The 24,835-nt window shown below is 56.1% G+C and carries 14 protein-coding genes, 2 tRNA genes and 4 rRNA genes; 9 read left to right on the forward strand and 11 right to left on the reverse strand.

The genetic code is table 11. The features are described 5' to 3' along the window. Nucleotides 1-91: 91 nt before the first annotated feature. The 4 genes from DNK50_RS03895 to DNK50_RS03910 all read right to left on the reverse strand — a co-directional run bounded on the left by DNK50_RS03895 (nt 92) and on the right by DNK50_RS03910 (nt 4,340). Nucleotides 92-1,528, reverse strand: coding sequence for an NAD(P)(+) transhydrogenase (Re/Si-specific) subunit beta (locus DNK50_RS03895; protein ID WP_099586230.1), 1,437 nt, complete (start codon nt 1,526-1,528; stop codon nt 92-94). Further along, a complete protein-coding gene (locus DNK50_RS03900; protein ID WP_005783507.1) occupies nt 1,528-1,851 on the reverse strand; it encodes an NAD(P) transhydrogenase subunit alpha in 324 nt (107 codons plus the stop codon). The genes DNK50_RS03895 and DNK50_RS03900 overlap by 1 nt, the downstream gene beginning before the upstream one ends. Nucleotides 1,852-1,866: 15 nt before the next feature. After that, nucleotides 1,867-2,988: a Re/Si-specific NAD(P)(+) transhydrogenase subunit alpha gene (locus DNK50_RS03905; RefSeq protein WP_112192873.1), complete on the reverse strand. Its 1,122-nt coding sequence runs from the start codon at nt 2,986-2,988 to the stop codon at nt 1,867-1,869. 452 nt (nt 2,989-3,440) lie between these two features. Next, on the reverse strand, nt 3,441-4,340 hold the full coding sequence (locus tag DNK50_RS03910; protein WP_112192874.1) for a LysR family transcriptional regulator: 900 nt from the start codon (nt 4,338-4,340) through the stop codon (nt 3,441-3,443). Nucleotides 4,341-4,497: 157 nt separating this feature from the next. On the opposite strand from DNK50_RS03910, the gene DNK50_RS03915 reads away from it, so the two are divergent. The 8 genes from DNK50_RS03915 (at nt 4,498) to rrf (DNK50_RS03955) (ending at nt 12,908) form a co-directional block, all read left to right on the forward strand. After that, nucleotides 4,498-5,679 carry an acyl-CoA dehydrogenase gene (locus DNK50_RS03915; protein WP_099586233.1) on the forward strand — a complete coding sequence of 394 codons (1,182 nt, stop codon included), beginning with the start codon at nt 4,498-4,500 and terminating at the stop codon, nt 5,677-5,679. Nucleotides 5,680-5,691: 12 nt separating this feature from the next. After that, a complete protein-coding gene (locus DNK50_RS03920; RefSeq protein WP_112192875.1) occupies nt 5,692-6,912 on the forward strand; it encodes a CaiB/BaiF CoA-transferase family protein in 1,221 nt (406 codons plus the stop codon). A gap of 563 nt (nt 6,913-7,475) precedes the next feature. Beyond that, nucleotides 7,476-9,012, forward strand: a 16S ribosomal RNA gene (locus DNK50_RS03930). 83 nt (nt 9,013-9,095) lie between these two features. Continuing rightward, nucleotides 9,096-9,172 (forward strand) — tRNA-Ile (locus tag DNK50_RS03935). A 30-nt stretch (nt 9,173-9,202) separates the two neighbouring features. Next, nucleotides 9,203-9,278, forward strand: a tRNA-Ala gene (locus DNK50_RS03940). A 247-nt stretch (nt 9,279-9,525) separates the two neighbouring features. After that, nucleotides 9,526-12,417 (forward strand): 23S ribosomal RNA (locus tag DNK50_RS03945). 151 nt (nt 12,418-12,568) lie between these two features. Next, nucleotides 12,569-12,684 (forward strand): 5S ribosomal RNA (gene rrf, locus DNK50_RS03950). Nucleotides 12,685-12,792: 108 nt separating this feature from the next. Beyond that, nucleotides 12,793-12,908 (forward strand): 5S ribosomal RNA (rrf, locus tag DNK50_RS03955). Together the 16S, 23S and 5S rRNA genes with 2 tRNA genes alongside form the textbook arrangement of a ribosomal RNA operon. An 83-nt stretch (nt 12,909-12,991) precedes the next feature. Here the strand turns inward: rrf (DNK50_RS03955) and DNK50_RS03960 are convergent. The 3 genes from DNK50_RS03960 to DNK50_RS03970 form a co-directional block, all read right to left on the reverse strand. Next, the gene (locus DNK50_RS03960; RefSeq protein WP_099584294.1) at nt 12,992-15,487 is read right to left on the reverse strand and encodes a TonB-dependent siderophore receptor; all 2,496 of its coding nucleotides are present in this window, start codon (nt 15,485-15,487) and stop codon (nt 12,992-12,994) included. A gap of 91 nt (nt 15,488-15,578) precedes the next feature. Continuing rightward, entirely contained in the window at nt 15,579-16,562 is a 984-nt protein-coding gene (locus DNK50_RS03965) for a FecR domain-containing protein (protein WP_112192876.1), read from the reverse strand. Next, the gene (locus DNK50_RS03970) at nt 16,546-17,070 is read right to left on the reverse strand and encodes a sigma-70 family RNA polymerase sigma factor (RefSeq protein ID WP_099584296.1); all 525 of its coding nucleotides are present in this window, start codon (nt 17,068-17,070) and stop codon (nt 16,546-16,548) included. The genes DNK50_RS03965 and DNK50_RS03970 overlap by 17 nt, the downstream gene beginning before the upstream one ends. 280 nt (nt 17,071-17,350) lie before the next feature. Here DNK50_RS03970 and DNK50_RS03975 point away from each other — a divergent pair, with 280 nt between their 5' ends. Then, nucleotides 17,351-19,231, forward strand: a complete 1,881-nt coding sequence (locus DNK50_RS03975; protein ID WP_099584297.1) for a methyl-accepting chemotaxis protein — start codon at nt 17,351-17,353, stop codon at nt 19,229-19,231. Nucleotides 19,232-19,268: 37 nt separating this feature from the next. Here the strand turns inward: DNK50_RS03975 and DNK50_RS03980 are convergent, their stop codons facing one another. Genes DNK50_RS03980 through DNK50_RS03995 form a run of 4 tightly spaced genes read right to left on the reverse strand, consistent with a single transcriptional unit; the run spans nt 19,269 to nt 24,829 of the window. Further along, nucleotides 19,269-19,733 carry an SRPBCC family protein gene (locus tag DNK50_RS03980; RefSeq protein WP_112192877.1) on the reverse strand — a complete coding sequence of 155 codons (465 nt, stop codon included), beginning with the start codon at nt 19,731-19,733 and terminating at the stop codon, nt 19,269-19,271. A gap of 19 nt (nt 19,734-19,752) precedes the next feature. Then, nucleotides 19,753-23,130: an amino acid adenylation domain-containing protein gene (locus DNK50_RS03985; protein WP_112192878.1), complete on the reverse strand. Its 3,378-nt coding sequence runs from the start codon at nt 23,128-23,130 to the stop codon at nt 19,753-19,755. Next, a complete protein-coding gene (locus DNK50_RS03990) occupies nt 23,127-24,074 on the reverse strand; it encodes a diiron oxygenase (protein WP_112192879.1) in 948 nt (315 codons plus the stop codon). The genes DNK50_RS03985 and DNK50_RS03990 overlap by 4 nt, the downstream gene beginning before the upstream one ends. Continuing rightward, complete coding sequence (locus DNK50_RS03995) at nt 24,071-24,829, reverse strand: DUF3050 domain-containing protein (RefSeq protein WP_112192880.1); 759 nt, start codon at nt 24,827-24,829, stop codon at nt 24,071-24,073. Before DNK50_RS03995 ends, DNK50_RS03990 begins: the two co-directional genes overlap by 4 nt. Nucleotides 24,830-24,835 lie beyond the last annotated feature (6 nt).

The raw sequence follows: 24,835 nt of genomic DNA on the forward strand, positions 1-24,835 counted from the left end.
AGTGATTTAGAGCCTTTGGTCGGGTTTCATGAGTAATAAAAAACCCCAGCCTATCGCAGGCCGGGGTTTCGAGTATTGCGCTGAAGCAGTGTTACTCGACGGCCTTGACCATATCTTCGATGACCTTCTTGGCATCACCAAAGACCATCATGGTCTTGTCCAGGTAGAACAGCTCGTTATCCAAACCGGCATATCCGCTGGCCATTGAGCGCTTGTTGACGATGATGGTCTTGGCCTTGAACGCTTCGAGGATCGGCATGCCGGCAATTGGCGAGTTCGGATCGTTCTTCGCGGCCGGGTTGACCACGTCGTTCGCGCCGAGCACGAGTACCACGTCGGCCTGACCGAATTCCGAGTTGATGTCTTCCATTTCGAACACCTGGTCGTAAGGCACTTCTGCCTCGGCCAGTAGGACGTTCATATGCCCCGGCATGCGGCCGGCCACCGGGTGGATCGCATACTTCACGGTGACGCCGCGATGGGTCAGCTTTTCGGTCAGTTCCTTAAGCGCGTGTTGCGCGCGTGCCACGGCCAGGCCGTAGCCTGGAACGATGATCACGGTGTCGGCGTTGGTCAGCAGGAAGGTGGCGTCGTCGGCCGAGCCGGACTTCACCGGCCGTGCTTCTTTGGAACCTGCCGCAGCACCGGCATCCGGCGCATTGCCGAAACCGCCGAGCAACACGTTAAAGAAGGAACGGTTCATCGCCTTGCACATGATGTACGACAGGATCGCGCCGCTGGAGCCCACCAGCGAGCCGGCGATGATCAGCATCGAGTTGTTCAGCGAGAAGCCGATACCCGCCGCTGCCCAGCCGGAGTAGCTGTTGAGCATCGACACCACCACCGGCATGTCGGCGCCGCCGATCGGGATGATGATCAGCACGCCCAGCACAAAGGCCAGGGTCAGCATCAGCGCGAAGGCGGTGAGGTTGCCGGTGAACATAAACGCCAGGCCCAGGCCCAGTGTGAGCAGGCCGAGCACCAGGTTGATCTTGTGCTGGCCGCCGAACTGTACAGGTGCGCCCTGGAACAGGCGGAACTTGTACTTGCCCGACAGTTTGCCGAACGCGATCACCGAGCCGGAGAAGGTGATTGCACCAATGGCCGCACCGAGGAACAGCTCCAGGCGGTTGCCGGCGGGGATTGCGTCGCCCAGGTGTTTGACGATGCCCAACGATTGCGGCTCAACCACGGCGGCGATGGCGATAAAGACGGCGGCGAGGCCGATCATGCTGTGCATGAAGGCGACCAGTTCCGGCATCTTGGTCATCTCGACGCGCTTGGCCATGATCGAACCGGCAGTGCCGCCGACCAGCAGGCCGACAATCACGTAGCCGATACCTGCAGTGGCAAGCTCAGCGCCGAGCTTATAGATGAGGCCCACGGTAGTCAGCACCGCCAGCCCCATGCCAAGCATGCCGAACAGGTTGCCGCGCCGCGAGGTGGTGGGGTGCGACAGGCCTTTGAGGGCCTGGATGAAACAGATCGACGCGATCAGGTAGAGCGTCGTTACCAGATTCATGCTCATTACTTCTGCACCTCTTCTTTCACAGCTTTGGGTGCTTTCTTCTTGAACATCTCAAGCATCCTACGAGTCACCAGGAAACCGCCGAACACGTTAACGGCTGCGAGGGCCACGGCGAGCGTGCCCATAGTCTTGCCCAATGGCGTCACGGTGAGGGCGGCAGCCAGCATGGCGCCGACAATCACGATTGCCGAGATTGCATTGGTCACCGCCATCAACGGCGTGTGCAGCGCGGGGGTAACGTTCCAGACCACGTGGTAACCGACATAAATCGCCAGCACAAAGATGATCAGGTTGTAGATACCGGGGGAGATAAGCTCTTCCATCGTCTGAATCCCTGCTTAGGCGTTTTTGCGGATGACTTGGCCGTCGCGGCACATCAGGCACGCGGCGACGATGTCGTCTTCGAGGTTGAGTTCAAACTGCCCTTCCTTGTTGAAGACCAGCTTCAGGAAGTCCAGCAGGTTGCGCGCGTACAAGGCTGACGCGTCGGCGGCGACAGCGCCGGCGAGGTTGGTCGGGCCGCAGATGATCACGTCGTTTTCCACCACGGTTTCATCCGCCACGGTCAGCGGGCAGTTGCCACCTTGGGCTGCAGCGAGGTCGATCACCACCGAGCCGGGTTTCATCTGTGCGACGGTTTCGGCGCTCAGCAACGTCGGCGCTTTACGGCCGGGAATCAGTGCGGTCGTGATGACGATATCGGCTTGCTTGGCGCGCTCGTGCACGGCCAGGGCCTGGCGTTGCATCCAGCTGGTCGGCATCGGGCGTGCGTAACCCCCGACACCGACGGCGCATTCGCGCTCTTCATCGGTTTCGTAGGGGACATCGACGAACTTGGCGCCCAGGGATTCGATCTGCTCTTTCACGGCCGGGCGTACGTCAGACGCTTCGATCACTGCACCCAGACGTTTCGCCGTAGCGATGGCCTGCAGGCCAGCAACACCGGCGCCGAGAATCAGCACGCGAGCGGCTTTGACGGTACCTGCGGCGGTCATCAGCATCGGCATGAATCGCGGGTAGTGATGAGCGGCGAGCAGCACGGCCTTGTAACCGGCGATGTTGGCTTGCGAGGACAACACGTCGAGGCTCTGCGCGCGCGAAGTGCGTGGCGCGGCCTCCAGGGCAAAGGCGGTGATGCCCTGCCCGGCCAGCTTGGCAATGGTTTCGTTGCTGAACGGATTGAGCATGCCCACCAACACGGTGCCGCTTTTGATCAGCGTGAGTTCGCTGTCACTGGGCGCCACCACCTTGAGGATCAGCTCGGCGCCGAACGCGTCGTTGGCACTGCCAATGGTTGCGCCTGCTGTTTCATAGGCGCTGTCGACGATGCTGGCTTTAAGACCGGCCCCGCTTTGTACAGTGACCTTATGGCCCTGGCCGATCAGCTTCTTGATGGTTTCCGGGGTGGCAGCCACCCGCGTTTCACCGGTCTGGGTTTCGAGAGGAACACCAATGTGCACGTCAAATCTCCTGCATGATCTTTTTGCTTTTGATCTTTTTGTAAAAAGGCCAGTGCACCGCGAGTGGCGCAACTGGGGCGGCCGATCAGCACGATCCCGCTGAAATGACAGCGGGGCGCGGCATTTTGCAGGCGAACTTTACGGCCTTCAAGGGATTATGACGGGTGACGAAAAATTAACTACAAGTCACCCTGTGACTGATTGTCGCAATGCGCCGAAATAACCTCTTTAAATACAGGTATTTAAAGGGGTCCAGCTGAATGATGGGTGTTTTGCCATGATTGGTGTGAATAGTCGGGAATTGGCCTGTTGGAGTCGCTGTAAGCCGCGAAAATCATGGCCTTAAGCCCGATTTTTGATAGATAGATACAGTCTGTGAAAATGCGACATATACGTATATCTGTAGGATCTAAAATTAACTGACTACAAAGTCAGCATGGGCGCTTTGGCCTTTAATTACTGGGACTGTAGCGCTGAGATTGGTCAATAAGCCAATCCCGGAACGCGTGCAGCGAGGCTGATTCGACTTTTCTGTCAGGAATCATCAGGTAATAAGCCTTCGAGCTCCTTAGCACCTCAGGGCTTGCGATCACCAATTGACGCTCGTCCAGCTCTCGCTGGATAAGGAACGGAGGGATCAGTGCAATACCCATGTCGTGCATGGCTGCCTGGGACAGCATCGAGAATAGCTCGTAACGCGGGCCTGTCATGTCGCGAGGGACGTTCAGTTGCTGGGCGTTGAACCATTGGCGCCAGGCATAGGGGCGTGTGGTCTGCTGCAGCAATGGCAGCTCCGCGATCTGCTGCGGGGTGAACCGCTTGCGTTCCCCCAAAAGGCGCGGGCTGCAGACAGGGGCGGGATTTTCTCCCATCAGTCGGTGGGATTCGGTACCGGACCAATCAGCGTCACCGAAGTAGATCGCCGCGTCGAACTCGGTGTCGGCGAACAGAAAGGGGCGCGTGCGGTTGGTCAGGTTCACCGTCACCTCGGGGTGCTTGCGTTGAAAGTCCTTGAGTCGAGGGATCAGCCATTGCGTGCCGAACGTAGGCACTACGGCCAGTTCTATAGTATTTGCGCCTTGCTGGCCCATGACTGAGAGGGTGTCGCGCTCGACGGCATCCAGCTGAGTTGCCACTCTGCGGCTGTAGGACAGCCCGGCCTCCGTCAGCTTTACCCCGCGTCGTGAGCGCCGAAACAGTTCGACACTCAAAAATTCCTCAAGGCTGGCGATCTGCCGACAAATCGCGCCTTGGGTAATGGAGAGCTCGTGCGCGGCCTTGGTAAAGCTCTCGTGGCGGGCTGCCGCTTCAAAGCTGACGAGGGCGGTTGTGCTGGGGATTTTTCTGCGCATGTACCTTGTGCTCACATCTAAAGCGCGCCTGCGCCACTACTGAGTATTACGAAGTGACAAATTAGCACAAGCCTATGCAGAAACCTCGTTTGCTCTCCCTGCAAGCGCGGCCTAGGCTCCATCCACGACTTCTGAATTTCTGTGCGAGGACTTATTCATGGCTGGCAAGGCAAGCTTTAACTGGATCGACCCGCTGCTGCTGGATCAACAGCTCACTGAAGAGGAGCGCATGGTGCGTGACAGTGCCGAGCGCTTCGCCCAGGACAAGCTGGCGCCTCGTGTGCTGGAAGCCTTCCGCCATGAAAAGACCGATCCGGCGATTTTCCGTGAAATGGGTGAAACCGGTTTGCTGGGGGCGATGATCCCTGAGCAGTACGGCGGCAGTGGCTTGAACTACGTCAGCTACGGGTTGATTGCGCGTGAAGTTGAGCGTGTTGACTCTGGTTACCGCTCGATGATGAGTGTGCAGTCGTCACTGGTGATGGTGCCTATCAATGAGTTCGGTACCGAAGCGCAAAAGCAGAAGTACTTGCCGAAACTGGCCTCGGGAGAATGGATTGGCTGTTTTGGTTTGACCGAGCCTGACCACGGCTCTGACCCTGGTGCGATGATCACACGTGCGCGCAAGGTGGATGGTGGCTACAGCCTTACAGGCGCCAAGATGTGGATCACCAACAGCCCGATTGCGGACGTGTTTGTAGTGTGGGGCAAGGACGACGCAGGCGATATCCGAGGTTTTGTCTTGGAGAAAGGCTGGAAAGGCCTGAGTGCGCCGGCCATTCACGGCAAGGTCGGCCTGCGCGCCTCCATTACCGGTGAAATCGTGATGGATAACGTCTTTGTGCCGGAAGAGAACATTTTCCCGGATGTGCGTGGCTTGAAAGGCCCTTTCACCTGCCTCAACTCGGCGCGCTATGGCATCTCCTGGGGCGCGTTGGGTGCTGCCGAGTCTTGCTGGCATACCGCTCGCCAGTACACGTTGGATCGTCAGCAGTTCGGTCGTCCATTGGCCGCAACTCAATTGATCCAAAAAAAGCTGGCGGATATGCAGACCGAAATCACCCTGGCACTGCAAGGTTGCTTACGCCTGGGGCGAATGAAGGATGAGGGGACGGCAGCGGTTGAGATTACGTCGATCATGAAGCGCAACTCGTGCGGCAAGTCTTTGGATATCGCGCGTATGGCGCGGGACATGTTAGGTGGCAATGGTATTTCCGACGAGTTCGGGGTGGCGCGTCATCTGGTGAACCTTGAAGTGGTTAACACCTATGAAGGTACCCATGACGTGCACGCTCTGATTCTGGGGCGCGCGCAGACCGGTCTTCAGGCGTTCTATTAATAGGAGAGCGGTATGGGCGCGCTGTCGCATCTGCGGGTACTGGATTTGTCGCGAGTATTGGCGGGCCCTTGGTCCGGACAGATCCTTGCGGACCTGGGGGCCGAGGTGATTAAGGTCGAGCGTCCCGGTAACGGTGACGATACGCGCGCCTGGGGGCCGCCCTTCCTTAAGGATTCTTATGGCGAGAACACCAGTGAGGCAGCGTACTACCTGTCAGCCAATCGGAATAAAGAGTCGGTGACTATCGACTTTACGCGGCCGGAGGGGCAACAGCTGGTGCGGGATCTGGCGGCTAAGTCCGATATCCTGATCGAGAACTTCAAGGTCGGTGGGCTGGCGGCGTATGGGCTGGACTATGAGTCGCTCAAGGCGCTCAACCCGGAGTTGATCTATTGCTCGATCACTGGGTTTGGCCAGACGGGGCCATATGCGGGGCGTGCGGGCTATGACTTCATGATTCAGGGGTTGGGCGGGCTGATGAGTCTTACCGGCCGGCCTGAGGGTGATGAAGGCGCCGGGCCGGTGAAGGTGGGAGTGGCGCTGACAGACATACTCACGGGGCTCTACTCCACGGTGGCAATCCTTGCTGCGCTGGCGCATCGAGATCACGACGGCGGAGGGCAGCACATTGATATGGCATTGCTCGATGTGCAGGTGGCTTGTCTGGCTAATCAGGCGATGAATTACCTGACCACGGGCGTGTCGCCAAAGCGCCTGGGCAACGCTCATCCTAATATCGTGCCTTATCAGGACTTCCCCACAGCCGATGGTGATTTCATTCTGACGGTTGGTAATGACGGGCAATTTCGCAAGTTCGCCGAAGCGGCTGGGCAGCCGCAGTGGGCGGATGATCCGCGGTTTTCTACTAATAAGGTGCGGGTGGCCAATCGTGCTGAGCTGATTCCGCTGATTCGCCAGGCTACGGTTTTCAAGACAACGGCTGAGTGGGTGTCACAGTTGGAGCGTGTGGGCGTGCCTTGCGGGCCGATCAATGATTTGGCGCAGGTGTTTGATGATCCACAGGTAAAGGCGCGCGGGTTGGCGCTGCAACTGCCGCATGTATTAGCGGGGCTGGTGCCTCAGGTTGCCAGCCCAATTCGCTTATCCAAGACGCCTGTGGAGTATCGCAGTGCGCCTCCTCTATTGGGCGAGCATACCGCTCAGGTGCTGCAGGGTGTGTTGGGGCTGAAGTCTGAGCATGTGGCTTCTTTAAGGGAGGCGGGTGTGATCTAGATGCCCTGCTTCTATATAGGAGGCCTTGGGTTGGTGGTTTTTTGATCAAGCCTAACTAATTGATAGGGATAAGAAATTAAAGGTTGACGCCAGATTCAGGAAGCCTATAATTCGCCCCACTTCCGGCGCAGTCGAAACGGAAAACTCCTTGGTAAACAATGAGTTACGCAGTTTTCGGCAGCAGGTTGCTTCAGTTTATCGAAGCCAAAAGGAAGTTGAAAAAGAGGTGTTGACAGCAGCGTGTAACGCTGTAGAATTCGCCTCCCGCTGATGAGAGATCTGAAGCGCAAGTGGTTGAAGTTGTTAAGGATTCCTTGAAAACTTCTGAAAATAATCACTTGACAGCAAATGAGGCTGCTGTAGAATGCGCGCCTCGGTTGAGACGAAAGATCTTAACCAACCGCTCTTTAACAACTGAATCAAGCAATTCGTGTGGGTGCTTGTGGAGTCAGACTGATAGTCAACAAGATTATCAGCATCACAAGTTACTCCGCGAGAAATCAAAGATGTAACCAACGATTGCTGAGCCAAGTTTAGGGTTTCTTAAAAGCCCAAAGATGTTTGAACTGAAGAGTTTGATCATGGCTCAGATTGAACGCTGGCGGCAGGCCTAACACATGCAAGTCGAGCGGTAGAGAGAAGCTTGCTTCTCTTGAGAGCGGCGGACGGGTGAGTAATGCCTAGGAATCTGCCTGGTAGTGGGGGATAACGTTCGGAAACGGACGCTAATACCGCATACGTCCTACGGGAGAAAGCAGGGGACCTTCGGGCCTTGCGCTATCAGATGAGCCTAGGTCGGATTAGCTAGTTGGTGGGGTAATGGCTCACCAAGGCGACGATCCGTAACTGGTCTGAGAGGATGATCAGTCACACTGGAACTGAGACACGGTCCAGACTCCTACGGGAGGCAGCAGTGGGGAATATTGGACAATGGGCGAAAGCCTGATCCAGCCATGCCGCGTGTGTGAAGAAGGTCTTCGGATTGTAAAGCACTTTAAGTTGGGAGGAAGGGCAGTTACCTAATACGTGATTGTTTTGACGTTACCGACAGAATAAGCACCGGCTAACTCTGTGCCAGCAGCCGCGGTAATACAGAGGGTGCAAGCGTTAATCGGAATTACTGGGCGTAAAGCGCGCGTAGGTGGTTTGTTAAGTTGGATGTGAAATCCCCGGGCTCAACCTGGGAACTGCATTCAAAACTGACTGACTAGAGTATGGTAGAGGGTGGTGGAATTTCCTGTGTAGCGGTGAAATGCGTAGATATAGGAAGGAACACCAGTGGCGAAGGCGACCACCTGGACTGATACTGACACTGAGGTGCGAAAGCGTGGGGAGCAAACAGGATTAGATACCCTGGTAGTCCACGCCGTAAACGATGTCAACTAGCCGTTGGGAGCCTTGAGCTCTTAGTGGCGCAGCTAACGCATTAAGTTGACCGCCTGGGGAGTACGGCCGCAAGGTTAAAACTCAAATGAATTGACGGGGGCCCGCACAAGCGGTGGAGCATGTGGTTTAATTCGAAGCAACGCGAAGAACCTTACCAGGCCTTGACATCCAATGAACTTTCTAGAGATAGATTGGTGCCTTCGGGAACATTGAGACAGGTGCTGCATGGCTGTCGTCAGCTCGTGTCGTGAGATGTTGGGTTAAGTCCCGTAACGAGCGCAACCCTTGTCCTTAGTTACCAGCACGTAATGGTGGGCACTCTAAGGAGACTGCCGGTGACAAACCGGAGGAAGGTGGGGATGACGTCAAGTCATCATGGCCCTTACGGCCTGGGCTACACACGTGCTACAATGGTCGGTACAGAGGGTTGCCAAGCCGCGAGGTGGAGCTAATCCCATAAAACCGATCGTAGTCCGGATCGCAGTCTGCAACTCGACTGCGTGAAGTCGGAATCGCTAGTAATCGCGAATCAGAATGTCGCGGTGAATACGTTCCCGGGCCTTGTACACACCGCCCGTCACACCATGGGAGTGGGTTGCACCAGAAGTAGCTAGTCTAACCTTCGGGAGGACGGTTACCACGGTGTGATTCATGACTGGGGTGAAGTCGTAACAAGGTAGCCGTAGGGGAACCTGCGGCTGGATCACCTCCTTAATCGACGACATCAGCTGCTCCATAAGTTCCCACACGAATTGCTTGATTCATTGAAGAAGACGATAAAGAAGCAGCCCGAAATTGGGTCTGTAGCTCAGTTGGTTAGAGCGCACCCCTGATAAGGGTGAGGTCGGCAGTTCGAATCTGCCCAGACCCACCAATTTTGTGTGGGAAACGCCTGTAGAAATACGGGGCCATAGCTCAGCTGGGAGAGCGCCTGCCTTGCACGCAGGAGGTCAACGGTTCGATCCCGTTTGGCTCCACCACTACTGCTTCTGTTTGTTGAAAGCTTAGAAATGAGCATTCCATTGTGATGATGGTGAATGTTGATTTCTAGTCTTTGATTAGATCGTTCTTTAAAAATTTGGGTATGTGATAGAAAGATAGACTGAACGTTACTTTCACTGGTAACGGATCAGGCTAAGGTAAAATTTGTGAGTTCTCTTAATTGAGAAATTCGAATTTTCGGCGAATGTTGTCTTCACAGTATAACCAGATTGCTTGGGGTTATATGGTCAAGTGAAGAAGCGCATACGGTGGATGCCTTGGCAGTCAGAGGCGATGAAAGACGTGGTAGCCTGCGAAAAGCTTCGGGGAGTCGGCAAACAGACTTTGATCCGGAGATGTCTGAATGGGGGAACCCAGCCATCATAAGATGGTTATCTTACGCTGAATACATAGGCGTAAGAGGCGAACCAGGGGAACTGAAACATCTAAGTACCCTGAGGAAAAGAAATCAACCGAGATTCCCTTAGTAGTGGCGAGCGAACGGGGACTAGCCCTTAAGTGGCTTTGAGATTAGCGGAACGCTCTGGAAAGTGCGGCCATAGTGGGTGATAGCCCTGTACGCGAAAATCTCTTAGTCATGAAATCGAGTAGGACGGAGCACGAGAAACTTTGTCTGAATATGGGGGGACCATCCTCCAAGGCTAAATACTACTGACTGACCGATAGTGAACTAGTACCGTGAGGGAAAGGCGAAAAGAACCCCGGAGAGGGGAGTGAAATAGATCCTGAAACCGTATGCGTACAAGCAGTGGGAGCCCACTTTGTTGGGTGACTGCGTACCTTTTGTATAATGGGTCAGCGACTTATTTTCAGTGGCGAGCTTAACCGAATAGGGGAGGCGTAGCGAAAGCGAGTCTTAATAGGGCGTCTAGTCGCTGGGAATAGACCCGAAACCGGGCGATCTATCCATGGGCAGGTTGAAGGTTGGGTAACACTAACTGGAGGACCGAACCGACTACCGTTGAAAAGTTAGCGGATGACCTGTGGATCGGAGTGAAAGGCTAATCAAGCTCGGAGATAGCTGGTTCTCCTCGAAAGCTATTTAGGTAGCGCCTCATGTATCACTGTAGGGGGTAGAGCACTGTTTCGGCTAGGGGGTCATCCCGACTTACCAAACCGATGCAAACTCCGAATACCTACAAGTGCCGAGCATGGGAGACACACGGCGGGTGCTAACGTCCGTCGTGAAAAGGGAAACAACCCAGACCGTCAGCTAAGGTCCCAAAGTTATGGTTAAGTGGGAAACGATGTGGGAAGGCTTAGACAGCTAGGAGGTTGGCTTAGAAGCAGCCACCCTTTAAAGAAAGCGTAATAGCTCACTAGTCGAGTCGGCCTGCGCGGAAGATGTAACGGGGCTCAAACCATACACCGAAGCTACGGGTATCACGTAAGTGATGCGGTAGAGGAGCGTTCTGTAAGCCTGTGAAGGTGAGTTGAGAAGCTTGCTGGAGGTATCAGAAGTGCGAATGCTGACATGAGTAACGACAATGGGTGTGAAAAACACCCACGCCGAAAGACCAAGGTTTCCTGCGCAACGTTAATCGACGCAGGGTTAGTCGGTCCCTAAGGCGAGGCTGAAAAGCGTAGTCGATGGAAAACAGGTTAATATTCCTGTACTTCTGGTTATTGCGATGGAGGGACGGAGAAGGCTAGGCCAGCTTGGCGTTGGTTGTCCAAGTTTAAGGTGGTAGGCTGAGATCTTAGGTAAATCCGGGATCTTAAGGCCGAGAGCTGATGACGAGCTAACTTTTAGTTAGCGAAGTGGTTGATGCCATGCTTCCAAGAAAAGCTTCTAAGCTTCAGGTAACCAGGAACCGTACCCCAAACCGACACAGGTGGTTGGGTAGAGAATACCAAGGCGCTTGAGAGAACTCGGGTGAAGGAACTAGGCAAAATGGCACCGTAACTTCGGGAGAAGGTGCGCCGGTGAGGGTGAAGGACTTGCTCCGTAAGCTCATGCCGGTCGAAGATACCAGGCCGCTGCGACTGTTTATTAAAAACACAGCACTCTGCAAACACGAAAGTGGACGTATAGGGTGTGACGCCTGCCCGGTGCCGGAAGGTTAATTGATGGGGTTAGCTAACGCGAAGCTCTTGATCGAAGCCCCGGTAAACGGCGGCCGTAACTATAACGGTCCTAAGGTAGCGAAATTCCTTGTCGGGTAAGTTCCGACCTGCACGAATGGCGTAACGATGGCGGCGCTGTCTCCACCCGAGACTCAGTGAAATTGAAATCGCTGTGAAGATGCAGTGTATCCGCGGCTAGACGGAAAGACCCCGTGAACCTTTACTATAGCTTTGCACTGGACTTTGAATTTGCTTGTGTAGGATAGGTGGGAGGCTTTGAAGCGTGGACGCCAGTCTGCGTGGAGCCAACCTTGAAATACCACCCTGGCAACTTTGAGGTTCTAACTCAGGTCCGTTATCCGGATCGAGGACAGTGTATGGTGGGTAGTTTGACTGGGGCGGTCTCCTCCTAAAGAGTAACGGAGGAGTACGAAGGTGCGCTCAGACCGGTCGGAAATCGGTCGTAGAGTATAAAGGCAAAAGCGCGCTTGACTGCGAGACAGACACGTCGAGCAGGTACGAAAGTAGGTCTTAGTGATCCGGTGGTTCTGTATGGAAGGGCCATCGCTCAACGGATAAAAGGTACTCCGGGGATAACAGGCTGATACCGCCCAAGAGTTCATATCGACGGCGGTGTTTGGCACCTCGATGTCGGCTCATCACATCCTGGGGCTGAAGCCGGTCCCAAGGGTATGGCTGTTCGCCATTTAAAGTGGTACGCGAGCTGGGTTTAGAACGTCGTGAGACAGTTCGGTCCCTATCTGCCGTGGACGTTTGAGATTTGAGAGGGGCTGCTCCTAGTACGAGAGGACCGGAGTGGACGAACCTCTGGTGTTCCGGTTGTCACGCCAGTGGCATTGCCGGGTAGCTATGTTCGGAATAGATAACCGCTGAAAGCATCTAAGCGGGAAACTAGCCTCAAGATGAGATCTCACTGGAACCTTGAGTTCCCTGAAGGGCCGTCGAAGACTACGACGTTGATAGGTTGGGTGTGTAAGCGCTGTGAGGCGTTGAGCTAACCAATACTAATTGCCCGTGAGGCTTGACCATATAACACCCAAGCAATTTGCGTCGAAAGGCCAGATTGCGGTGTGTGAAGACGAGATGAACCGAAAGTTCGACGCTCACAAAACACCGAAAGCTATCACATACCCAATTTGCTGAAGCGAGGCCAACAGGTCACGACTCAGTACCCGAATTTCTTGACGACCATAGAGCATTGGAACCACCTGATCCCATCCCGAACTCAGTAGTGAAACGATGCATCGCCGATGGTAGTGTGGGGTTTCCCCATGTGAGAGTAGGTCATCGTCAAGATTAAATTCCAGAACCCCATTTGCGAAAGCAGATGGGGTTTTGTTTTATGTAGAAACTCATGAATTTCATCGGAGCGATGCTAACGCAACGATCCGATACACAGAATTTCTTGACGACCATAGAGCATTGGAACCACCTGATCCCATCCCGAACTCAGCAGTGAAACGATGCATCGCCGATGGTAGTGTGGGGTTTCCCCATGCGAGAGTAGGTCATCGTCAAGATTAAATTCCGAAACCCCTGTCTGTTAAACAGACAGGGGTTTTGTCGTTTAGAGCCGCTGGTGGGTGTGGTCCCCACTAACGGATCAGAACTGGTAACTGACGGTCGCGCTCAAGTTACGTTTCTCTCCTAGATAGCAGAAGTTCAGACTGGCACAGGACGCTACATAAGTTTCATTGGTCAAATTGTTCGCATTAAGCCGCACATCCACGCCCTTCAAACCGACCTTACCTAAGTCATATCCTACCGACGCGTCGTACAGCGTATAGGAAGGCACCTTCATCGTATTCTCCGCATCTGCCCAGCTATAACCTACATACCGCACGCCACCTCCAAGCCTCAACCCATCCAGTGCGCCAATCTCAAACTTATAGTCAGCCCAGATCGACGCCATATGACGAGGTGCCTGCGTCGGCGAGTTACCCTTGTTCTCAATCAGATTGTCAGCAGTGCTCAAGGTACTCACCATCGACTTGGAGTACTCGATATCGGTAAAGGTATAGCTGCCCAAGAGCTTGAGGTTATCGGTTAGCTGCATGTGCGCCTCCAATTCCAGCCCCTGCGAGCGCACAGCGCCGACACCACGATAGAAGTTTTCCTGCGGTAGCTTGGTTGCCAGATTTTCCTGATCGATGCGAAACCACGATGCCGTGAACAAGTTTTCGGTGCCTGGCGGCTGATACTTCAACCCTACTTCCCACTGTGTCCCATCGGTAGGTGCCAGCGGAGTGCCTGTACTGTCGGAATAGGAGTTGGGATTGAACGACTCGGAGTAGCTGACATAGGGTGCCAGGCCACTATCAAACAGGTACAACGCACCTGCGCGTCCAGTGAGTTTAGTGCGCTTATCACCGATCTCAGTACCCGCTGGCCGATTCGTCTCTGCAACGCGGTTTTCGTCAGAGGTCTGTACCCAGTCCTGACGCAACCCCAATGAAAACCGCCATTTATCCATTTCGATCAGGTCTTGCAGATAAACCCCGGTCTGCTCTAACCGTCGTAGATAGCTGGTAGGGCTGTAATAGCTGATAGCGGAGTTGCCGTAGGTGGGGTTAAACGCATTGATTGACTCAAGCGACCCACTCGTCCAATCCACCACTGTTTTACGCCGTTGATAGTCCGCACCCAACAGCGTGGTGTGCTTGGTCGCCCCAGTAAAAAATTCAGCCTGCAACATGTTGTCGATGATGAATGCATGCAGCTTCTCATCACCGCCCGAGTAATAGCGATTCAGCTCATTACTGGTCGGAGTGGTCCAGCCATAGGCGTACACCTGATCCAATTGCACCTTGGAATCCAGGTAGCGAAAGTTCTGTCGTGCGGTTAACACATCATCGAAGCGATGCTCAAACTGATAGCCGAACGACTGCTGGTCTCGCTTGTAGCCGTCAACTCCGGGCTCACCTTCAAAGAAGTGGTTGGAGATTCGCTGCCCATTGCGCTGATGCAGTGTGCCATCCGCTGGCATCCCGCTGTGATAGCCGCCATCAGGATCATGCTGAAGATAGGCCTGTAACGTCAGTGAAGTATCGTCGGTAAAGTCGATGCTCAGAGTTGGCGCCAATGCGTAGCGCTTCTCCTTGGCGTAGTCGAATTGGGTGTCGGATTTATCCGCCAGCCCTGTCAGTCGATAGGCGATGCGCTTGTCTTCATCCACTGGGCCGCTGAAGTCAAATCCCATCCCCCGTTGCCCGTTGCTTCCCACTGTCGCTTGAACCTGGTGATAAGGCTCGAACAGCGGCTTCTTGCTGGTCAGTGCCACCAAGCCGCCGGGCGAGCTGCGCCCATACAGTACCGAGGAAGGCCCCTTGAGAATGTCCACGCGCTCCAGGAAATACGGATCAACTTGCATCGTGCTATAGGTGCCGCTGTCCCCCATGGACTTCAAACCATCAAGGTAAATGTTATCCACCGAGCCATCATTGAAACCGCGCATCGCCACGTAGTCATACCGATGCGTTGCGCCATAGGGGTTGGTCAGCACGCCAGGTGTGTAACGCATGGCTTGGGAAACGGTCTGGGAGCCTTGGTCATCCATTTGCTCACGCGTCACTACCGAAACCGATTGCGAGGTCTCCAGTAGGGCGGTGCTAGTCTTGGTAGCGATCTGGCTGTGAGTCGCGTTGTAGCCTTCCATGCTCCCAAGGGCATTGCCCAAGGCGAAACCCTTGATGTCGGTGGTCGGTAGAGTCAGCGCGTTGCTTTCCGGCAGCACCTGCAAGACAAAGCTGACACCGTCTCCGGATACTGCCTGCAACCCTGTGCCTTCTAGCAGACGAGTAAAACCCTGCTCGGCAGAGTAGTCACCTTTTAGCCCCACCGACTGCCGGCCCTGAGTTTGTGCAGGCGTGCTGGACAGAGTAATGCCAGCCCGTCGAGAGAACTCATTGAGCACCTCGCTCAGCGGTCCTGCAGGTATCTCGTAGTGTTGATTAACCAGCTCTGCGCTGCCTTCTGTGGCCAAGACAGTGATCGGCACCGTACTGATACCCAGCGCCGTCGATAGCAATGCTGCGCGTATGGCTTGACCCAATAGGGGGTAGGAAGAGTCGCAAGTATTGCGGGGAAAACACACAGGCATGATCAAGATCCGTAGAGGCCGGTAAGGGCAGATTGATTGGCTTACTGACTAAGCCGGACTCTGGGAAAAAAGCCGCCAAAAAAAGTAAAAATCAGACCCTCCGCTCCAGGCTCACCCACCAAGGCGTGCGATAGCGCACGTGTACCGGCAGTGTGCGCGCAAGTATCGCCAGCAACTTATCGGTGTCCTCCAGACGGAACACACCCGATAGCCGTAAATCTGCAATATCCATCGAGCAGCCCAAATGGCCAGGGCGATAACGCCCAACTTCTGAAAGGAAATCGGCGAGTCGCATATTTCGAGTCACAATCAGCCCATCCGCCCACGCAGCAACGTCCATATCCGGTGGAGGAACAAGCATGGCTTCGGTCTGACGCAGGAGGTAACTCTCTCCCGCGCGAACGCGCGTCGAAAGTCCATCAGGTCTGTGAGGTGAGTGAATCACTACATTACCGCTGACCACATTCAAGCGTGTGCAGTCGTTGTCCTGGCGAACGGTAAAGCGCCCTTCGATGCCTTCGAGCAAGCCATGGCGCGTTTGAACCAACAAGGGGGCAGACAAAGCAGCGCCGCAGGTCACCAGCATTTCCCCACGCACCAATGTGATCAGACGCTGCAGCGCTTTGAAATCCAGGTCTACCGCACTGTCTGTGTTGAGTTGCAGGCGAGTGCCCTCGGGCAGTTGCATGTTGCGGCGCTCGCCGGTGGCTGTTGCGAAGTCAGAAGTCCAGCGCTGCCAACCGCTCAGATCCCGGCTTACCCATACCGCCGAACCCACCAACAGTGCTCCGGACAATAGCTTCAGTGCCTGCCGCCGCCCAAGGCCCTGAGCACTGTTTTCCAGTGCCCTGTGCGTCTCGGGGATCGCGGTCAGCTGGCTATTCAGCTCCTGCTGCAGCGCCTGAACCCGTTGCCAAGCCAGTTCATGATCATGATGAGCTTCGCGCCAGTGCTCACATTGCACGAGCAACTGAGTGTTGGCGCTGTTGTTACGCAAGCGCAGCATCCAACTGATAGCCTGCTTGACCACCCTAGGATCTGGGCCGCAGCGTGTGGAGTTATCCATGGGTGCCATAACGCAGGACGTAGCAGTGATAAAGCGCCTCGGCGACATAACGTTCAACTGACCTCAGTGAGATACCCATCTGCTGCGCGATCAGTTTGTACGTTAGCCCATCACACTGGGCCATCAGAAATGCCTTACGCACCTTGGGTTTCAAGCCTTCCAAAAGCCGGGCGATGTCCTCCAGCAACTCCAGCACCGATACTCGCGCCTCAGCACTCGGCGCCAACGCTTCGGGCAGATGGGCGATTGATTCGAGATAGGCCCGTTCGATCTCCTCGCGGCGCCAGTGATCAATGACTAAACCTCGGGCAATTGTGCGCAAAAATGCCCGTGGCGCCTTGAGTTCAAAACGCTCGGTTCTCTGCAGCAGGCGTACGAAGGTGTCTTGAGCCAGGTCTGCAGCATCGGCTGCATTACCCAGGCGGCTGCGCAGCCAAGTGTTCAGCCAGTTGTGGTGGGTGCAGTAAAGCGCCTGCACAACGTTTTCTTCACACGAGATGTACTCAGAGGGCGGCATGTAAACGAGCTCGGCCAGACGTCACAAATGATAATTAGTCGCATTGTTTGATAGGCGGAAAAAATTTGCAACTCTGGTCCTTGTACGACAACCACTGGTCGGTTTCCTACTTAAAAAGAAGATCTTTCCCACAAACCCCTAAGTTTTGCTTCGACGTGGCCGAAAGCCTGATAAGCCATGTGTGCACCGAAATAGAGCGGCCTGAGAAGCTGCCGACACCGTTACATGGAATGCTCCATTCGGCCCGCTCACCCCCCTTTGGCAAAAAGAAGTCGATGAAATGAATCTCAAATTCAGTCATAAAATTTTGTTGGCCGCGTCAGGCGTTGTGGTTCTGGCCTTCGCGTTATTTACCCTTTACAACGACTATCTGCAGCGCAGCACCATCAAGCAGAACCTGGAGTCGTCTATTCAGCAGTCTGGTGAGCTCACCGCCAGCAGCGTGCAGAACTGGCTCAGCGGTCGAATATTGGTGCTCGAAAGCCTGACGCAAAACGTTGCCCACCAAGGCAGTGGGGCTGACCTCCCGGGGTTGGTCGATCAACCAGCGTTCACTTCGAACTTCCAGTTCACCTATGTTGGCCAAACTAACGGGGTGTTCACCCAGCGCCCGGACGCAAAGATGCCTGACGGTTACGACCCTCGTCAGCGTCCTTGGTACAAACAAGCGGTGGCTGCCGATAAACCCATGCTCACGCCGCCCTATATGGCCGCAGTGGGAGGGCAGATCGTAACGATCGCCATGCCGGTGAAAAAGAATGGCGAGTTGCTCGGCGTGGTCGGCGGAGACCTGAGCCTGCAAACCCTGGTGAAGATCATCAACTCGGTGGATTTCGGCGGTATCGGCCATGCGTTCCTGGTCAGCGGTGACGGCCAAGTCATCGTCAGCCCTGACGAAGACCAAGTGATGAAAAACCTCAAGGATATCTATCCTGGCATCAGCCTGCGCATCGAGAAACTTAACCAGGAGGTCGTCCTCAAAGGCCAGGATCGCATCCTGTCGTTCACGCCTATCAGTGGCTTGCCTGGTGCTGATTGGTATATCGGTCTGTCGATTGATAAAGACAAAGCCTACGCACCGCTGGGTAAATTCCGTACGTCCGCATTGATTGCCATGCTGATCGCCGTCGTCGCGATTGCCGTGCTCTTGAGCTTGCTGATCCAAGTGCTGCTGCGGCCCCTGACCACCATGGGTATTGCCATGCAGGACATTGCCCAAGGCGAGGGCGACCTGACCCGCCGCCTGGCGGTCACCAGCAAAGACGAGTTCGGAGAAGTGGGCAGTGCGTTCAACCGGTTCGTGGAGCGTATTCACGCCTCGATTTCCGAAGTGTCCTCAGCCACACGCCAGGTGCATGACTTGTCCCAGCGTGTGATGGCGTCGTCCAATGCCTCGATCATCGGCTCTGACGAGCAGAGCGCACGCACCAACAGCGTGGCCGCAGCCATCAACGAGCTGGGCGCCGCTACCCAGGAAATCGCACGTAACGCCGCCGACGCTTCACAGCACGCCAGTGGTGCCAGCGAGCAGGCCGACGATGGGCGCAAAGTAGTTGAGCAAACCATCCTGGCAATGTCGGAGCTGTCGCAAAAGATCAGCCTGTCTTGCACCCAGATCGAAACTCTGAACGCCAGCACTGACAACATCGGCCACATCCTTGATGTGATCAAAGGTATTTCCCAGCAAACCAACCTGCTGGCATTGAACGCGGCCATCGAAGCGGCTCGTGCCGGTGAAGCAGGACGCGGATTTGCCGTGGTCGCTGATGAGGTGCGTAACCTGGCTCACCGTACCCAGGAGTCGGCTGAAGAGATTCATAAAATGATCACTTCGCTGCAAGTGGGTTCGCGTGAGGCAGTGACCACCATGAATGCCAGTCAGACCTCCAGTGAAGAAAGCGTTCAAGTGGCCAACCAGGCGGGCGAGCGCCTGGTCAGCGTTACGCAGCGAATCGTCGAGATCGACGGCATGAACCAGTCCGTCGCTGCGGCCACCGAGGAACAGACTGCCGTGGTGGAAACCCTCAACGTCGACATCAACCAGATCAACCTGCTGAACCAACAGGGCGTGACCAATCTCAACGAAACCCTGAAGGACTGCGATGCGCTCTCGCAACAAGCCAATCGGTTGAAGCAGCTGGTCGATAGCTTCAAGATTTGATCTGCCGAGTGTGTGGTAGGAGCGAGCGATTTCGCTCCTACCGCTTTGCCAGCAAGCGGCGGACATTCTCCAGGGCGCTGTCGACGAACCCCTGCACAAACTGTTCAAATCCCTCCTGCCCCTTGTCTTCGGGCTCGGCAATAACGGTCCAGGTTACCTTGGAGCACTGTTCTCCAAGTGCTTCTACGTTGATTGCCGCCCACAACCTGGCCACGCCCAGGGTGTTGTAGATCGTGGTCCAGGTCATGCGCATCGCATGCTCATCCCGGCTATTGAGCTGTTCCACCACGAGGTTGCCATCGTGGAAAAACTTCGTGCGCAACGCGCCCACACCGGCGCCGGTCATTTCGATATGCGTCAGGGCAGGAATGAATGCATCGAAGCCCCCGAACTGACCCACCGCGTTCCAGAGGTGGCTGGCAGGGCAATCGACCACGACGCAGGCGACGATCGGCGCGCCGTTCGGGTTGCGGATTAACGTATCAGGTTGCAGCGGTTTCATGAGGTTGTCCTGAGGCGTTTCAAAGAAAGCCGATGGCCTTGAGGTAGTTACAGCCTTTGCTCAACAGCACCGAATCTTTTTCGGGGTAGGACTCCCCCATCTGCTGAACACCGTGCCGCGCGTTGTCGTGGCGAATCGTCGAAGTGTCGCCGATGTCCTCATCCAGGCGATCAAGGTAGAAACCAAGTACGCCAAACATTGCGTTGTCCGGTCCCACCGTTCGTAACGCCTGCTGCCATTGCGCAATGCTCACTCGTTCGAAGGGGTGGCCTGCCTGGCTGAATGCATCCAGGTAGCGCTCCCAACTCAAGGGTTGTGGGTTATGCAGGTTGAACACGTTTCTGTCGGCCTCAAAGCGGCCGCAGTGGAACGCCATGAAGCGCGCCAGAAAATCCACAGGCATCAAATCGAAGTTCAAATCCAAATGCGGCAGCAAGCCCAGTTGCAGAGACCCCTTGAGCATCAACATCAGGCGGTTTTTTTGCGGCTGGCAGACACCGTTGCGGCTGTTGAAACTGATATTCCCGGGACGATAGATATTCACCCAGGCACCTTGGGCGAGTGCGCCTCCCAGCTGCCGCTCGGCAACCCACTTGGACAGGTTGTAGCCGTTCTTGATGTACAGCGGCAATGTGGTCGCCGCAGGTGTTTCCAGCACATGTCCCCGCGAATTGATGCTGCTGGAGGCCGACAGTGTCGAGACAAAATTGAAGACTTTTTTGCTGCGTGTTTCACATAAACGCAGGCATTCGAATATGGGGTCGACGTTGTCCCTCGCCAGTGAGAGGTAGTCCAGTACGTGGTTGACCCGTGCCGCGTTGTGCACCAGTGCGCCGAAATCCTCTGCAAGGGCGTCGTACACCTCACGGCTCAAGCCCAATTGCGGCTGGCTGATATCGGCCGCGAAGACGTGCACCCGGCTCAGGTCAAGGTGTGCCAGGCGGTACTCGCGCAACGCCTCGGTAAACCGGGCCATCGCGGTATTCCCCGGCTCCTCGCGTACCAGGCAGGCAACCTGGGTTGCACCGCCGGCCAGTAAGGCTTCGACGATATGGCTGCCGACGAAACTGTTGGCCCCCGTCACGATCACTTTGCGGGGATCCCCCGCACGGTCTTGTGTCAGCGTGTTGATCACCCACTTCCGCTGGGCATCCCGAATCGCCTGAGCAAAGGGAGCATCGGGCCGTTCACCTTTCTCCAGCAGGGTTGCGAGGGTACGGATCGTCGGTACTTCCAGGAAGTGACCTAGCGTGAAACCACCGCCGAATTGCTCGCGAACACGCAGCATCAGCATCGACAGCAACATTGAATGACCGCCTAGATCGAAGAAGCTGTCATCCATGGACAGCCGATCAACGGGCAACGCCAGCAACTCACCCCACAGGCTGCTTAACCGCGTTTGAAACGGGGTGCATGCAGTGCAAGGAGAAGGCCGCAAAGGGGGCTCAAACGGTAGCGCCAACAGGGTTTTACGGTCGACTTTTCCATTGCAGGTGTACGGCATACCCGCCAACTCGACCCAACCGTCGGGCTGCATGTAATCCGGCAGCCACAGCCGCACATATTGCTGCAGGCCTGCCACCGTAGCACCCGGTTCAGGCTGGGCGACAAAACATCGGATTCTGTTTTCACCATCGATAACTACCGCCACCTGGCGATACAACCGGCTGTTGCGCAGGCATTGCTCAATTTCCTGAGGCTCAATCCGAAAGCCACGGATCTTCACCTGATCGTCGCATCGCCCACCCAGCACAATGCCCTCGGTGGTCCACTTGGCCAGGTCGCCGCTGCGGTAGGCCTGCAGGTTCCGGCCACCGGGCACTGTCAGTTCGACGAAAGCGCTGGCCGCTTGTTGCGGTTCGTTCACATATCCCAGGCTTACCCCAGGGCCGATGATGTACACCTCGCCCATCACCTGTTCATCCACCGGTTGCAGGTCGGCATCAAGGATCAGCACCTGGCTATTGGCAATGGGCAGGCCAAGGCTGCGGTTGCTGTCGCCGACCTGCATCACCCGATGGGTGACCAATACCGTCGCCTCTGTAGGGCCGTAGAGGTTGTGAAACTGACATTGCCCCGCCAGTCGCTCGATCACATGAGGCTCGCACGCATCGCCTCCCGTCAGCAGGTGCGTTAGCCCCAACCAGGCGTCGGGCGGCAGGATGTTGAGCAGGGCGGGCGGCAGAAAGGCGTGGGTGACACAGTGCTGGTGGAGCATTTCAAGCAGTTGGTGAGGATCGCGCCGTTGCTCTTCGCTTGGGACGACCAACTCGGCACCGGCTATCAAGGCAGGGAAAATATCGATCAGCGACGAATCGAAGCTCAACGGCGAGAACTGCAGGACGCGGCTCTGCGCGTCCAAACCCATGCAGCGCTTGAACCACGCCGTGAAGTGCGCCAGGTTGTATTGGCTGAGCAGCACGCCCTTGGGCCGGCCGGTGGTGCCCGATGTATAAAGCGCGATGCAGGGGGCATCTGGGTGCGGGCGTTGGCGTATCAACGGGCGTGTGATGTCGGCGTCGAGGGGAGCGACACTGCGCACATCCACTGACACAAAACGCCCCCGCAATGGATGCTGACCGGCGTCCAGCAATACGCGAGCCCCCGCGCTTTCGAGCATGACGTGATGGCGTTGAGCGGGCTGCTCGGTGCCGAGCGGCATGTACACCGCGCCACAGCCCAGCACTGCGAGAATACTGGCGTATAGCTCAGTGGATTTTTCCAGGTACACACCCACCACCGGCGGCGCGTCTGCGGTGTCCAGCAAGGGCAGCAATCGTTGCTGGATCGCCAGGGCGTGGCGATGCAATTGACGGTAGGTCACCTGGCTGCCGGCGATGTTCAGCGCTGGGCGTTCGGCGAAGGTGTGCAGGCTGGCCTGCAGTTGTTCGATTGGCGACACCCGCGCTTCCTGCATCAACGTGAGGTCTGCCGTACGGTTGAATCGATGAAGAAACGCCAGCGCCTCCAAGGCTCGCAAGTCCTGCTCGGGCCACTCATTGGCAACTGCGGTTGCAGAAAAGTACCCTGGATCGCGGGCGAAGCCACTGACGTGCAGCACGACCCATTCGACCAGCGCACCCATCGCCTGCTGGCGCAGCCGGTGACCGTTTCCACTGGGCTCGTCGGCGATGTGCAGTACGGCAACTGTCCGCCAGTCGTGCGCATAAGCGCGCACTTGCAGCTGGGGCAGCCCGCCGTCGGCGACCGGACCAATGCCCACGCGCAGGCGAATCCATGGGGTTTGGTCAGCGTGGATCGGCGGTGGTTGGCTGCCATCGTCAATCAACAGGTCGAGGGCGTCGTCGCTTGAGATATGCCCGTATTGCTCAAGCACTTGCCGGATATCGTTCAAAGCGCTGCTGGCGCCGCTCCAGCCAATGTTCAGTCGCCTCATGTGGGCCTCCCGGACGCTGGCAGGTAGTCGTTCAACGCCTGCGCAACACTGGGTGTCTGCAATAAACCGCTGTGCTGAAGGAAGGTCATGATATTGCCCATCAATGGGTGATGGCGGCTGATGGGGAACGCCAGTGCCATGACCTCATCGCGCAGTGCATTGCGTACTTTGTCATTGATGTCCAGATGATCAACCAGATGCAGGTCGAAGTTCTTCTGCAGGTCGTTGGTCAGGTAATGCGCCAGGAACGTCGGCAGCACTTGAGCGATGCTGTCGCGGTCATCGGCACTCGCGGCCTGCCAATAAATGCGCACCAGCCGCGTCCAGAATTGCGCGTGGCGACCTTCGTCAAACAAGTGGTCGGCCATCAAGCCGCGAACCGACGCTTTGACACTGTTGTCCTTGGAAAACGCTGCTACATCCTGGGTGACGGTGTTTTCGGCGATGGCCACGCCAATCAACTCCACCGCATCGCTCAGGTGAGCGGGTGCCAGGGCTTGTGCCGCCGGCAGCGCGCGGCTCAACTCGATTTGCCCGGGCAGGTCCAGCGGTTGTATGCCCGTCATGGCCACCGTCTGTTGCAGAAAATCCAGTGCAACCAGCGCGTGATAGTCCTCGTCCACCACAACGGTCATCGCGTCAACGCGGCAGGCGAGGGGGAAGGGCAGCGAGAAGCGATTCTTGGCTATGCTGCGGGCAGTTTTATCGACGATTTCAGTCTCGAAGATGACCACGTCATTGATGAACTTGTAAAAGCTTTGCACCAGCACGAAGTCGCGCCACTGCGGGCAATGTTGAACAAGGGCTGTGCTGAGTACCAATGGCTGGCGGCACAAGGGGTAGATCAACTTGTCATCGTTTTCCAGCAGGCGGCGAGGGCGTGTGCGAACGGTTGCGCGGCGCTCCCAATCTTCGGCAATGGCGGGGTAATTGGCAGTGTTCATGGGCGTACCCCTTGCAACGAGACCCGCAACTCGTCCCATAAGTCGATGCGACTTTGCATGGCGGCGAGGGCTGTATCCCCGGCTTGTTGGGCATACGCTGGATCTGCACTGAGCAGACGTTCGAGCAGTTGCTCCGCCGCCGGGCCATGATCCTGTGTATCCAGTTCGATGTGGCGCTTGAGATAGCCGCACAAGGTAGGCGCCTGATGCAGGATCGACGCATCCGCTTGCAGGATGCGCTCAAATATCGCGGGGATGACATGCTCGCGGCCGTAAAGAAACGCAGCCGCCACACAGTGCGTGGGCGCGTTTACCGCGACGCATAACGTTGCCCTGACAAAACGGGCCACCCCGGCCGGCGGCGCAACCTCGTGCAAGGCCATATCTGCCGTCGCGCCTTGACGCAGGAGCGCAACGAAACGGTTGATTGCAGAGGTGCTGGCGCCGACCTCGGCCATGGCTTCCAGGTACAGCTCGAAGTGGCTGCAATGGCCTCCACGGGGATGCGTGTCTGACTCTTCGCTCAGCACTATTTCATTGATCAGGCGTGCAGCTTGCGGGTCGCAGGGTGGCAGCCAGGGCAAGTGAGTGCAGGTCAGGTCCTGTTGCAGGCGTTTGGTGAGTGTCATGAAGTCCCAAACAGCGAAAACATGGCCTTCCATAAAGTGTCGTAACTTGCTAAGTGAAGTTATTTCCGCAAATAACGGATGGCTGTATAACTGCAGTTTTTTTTGTTCCAGTAACGGTTGATGCATGGTTGA

It is taken from the genome of Pseudomonas sp. LG1E9, assembly GCF_003290225.1.
Classification (GTDB): domain Bacteria; phylum Pseudomonadota; class Gammaproteobacteria; order Pseudomonadales; family Pseudomonadaceae; genus Aquipseudomonas; species Aquipseudomonas cyclaminis.